General features: G+C 48.2%; 2 protein-coding genes. Both read left to right on the top strand.

The window, feature by feature from the left end:
- Positions 1-67 precede the first annotated feature (67 nt).
- Positions 68-703 (top strand): phage tail protein I, encoded by a 636-nt coding sequence (locus A3766_RS27820; RefSeq protein WP_068642715.1) that lies wholly within the window; start codon positions 68-70, stop codon positions 701-703.
- Positions 703-876: phage tail protein (locus A3766_RS32820; protein WP_197479805.1), on the top strand; the 174-nt coding region annotated here is incomplete at its 3' end. The genes A3766_RS27820 and A3766_RS32820, both read left to right, overlap by 1 nt.

Genomic DNA, 876 nt, shown 5'->3' with positions numbered 1-876 from the left:
ACTATTCAGGTGGTCAATCAAGAGGCGGCTTGGTGTCAATCGGTTGAAGTGACACTAGGGGGCGTGGATGAATGAGTCTTTATTGCCTTTCAATGCAACACAAACTGAGCGAAACCTTTCGCTGGTAACCAAGCGAAGCTGCAACCTGCCAGTTAATATCAACCATTTATGGGATCCGTTTCTATGCCCTGAAAACTTATTGCCTTGGCTGGCATGGTCGTTGTCCGTCGACAATTGGAATAGTGCATGGCCAACGTCTGTTAAGCGGCAGCAAATCGCTAATAGCATCGAAATTCATCGCCGCAAAGGCACTGTGTCAGCGGTGAAAAAAGCGATGGCCGTGTTCGGTGTTCAAGTTGAGTTAAGCGAATGGTTCGAGACAAAAAGCACACCGCATACTTTCTCGGTGATGGCTTGGGCTGGCGAAAACTTCCGTGACGATCACGAACCGGTGTTGACCGAGGCCTATTACGATGCATTAAAGCGAGCCATTGATTACTCAAAGCCAGTCCGAAGTCATTACGATTTTAAAGTCGGTGTTTTGTTCGGTGGCGATTTTGGTATTGGCGTAGTTCAACAATCCCTCGCAATAAAGCGGGTAGATGGCGAGTTCATTTACCTTGGGGCCGGACTAGATGGTGACCTCAATATTGGAGGCATTAATCAAGGTCATTCGGTTACTAGAATGAGTATGGAGCTGTAATGAGTTCAGCATTTAAACCCGTTATTACACAAGCAGGCATCACCGCCGTGTTTAACGCGACAAACTCGGGGCTCGAAGCCAACATCGTATCGGTTGCTTTGGGTGATCTGGGTTGGGAACCGTCTGCGAGTGCGACAAAGTTAAAGCGGGAAAAACGCCGTATTCCTGTTGGC

This window comes from Oleiphilus sp. HI0132, assembly GCF_001635845.1.
Note: the sequence above shows the minus strand (reverse complement) of the source record. Positions and strands in the feature narration are given on the sequence as shown.

Coding starts and splice junctions, on each gene's coding strand:
- A3766_RS27820 (WP_068642715.1), top strand. CDS start 68: ATGAATGAGTCTTTATTGCCTTTCAATGCAACACAAACTGAGCGAAAC.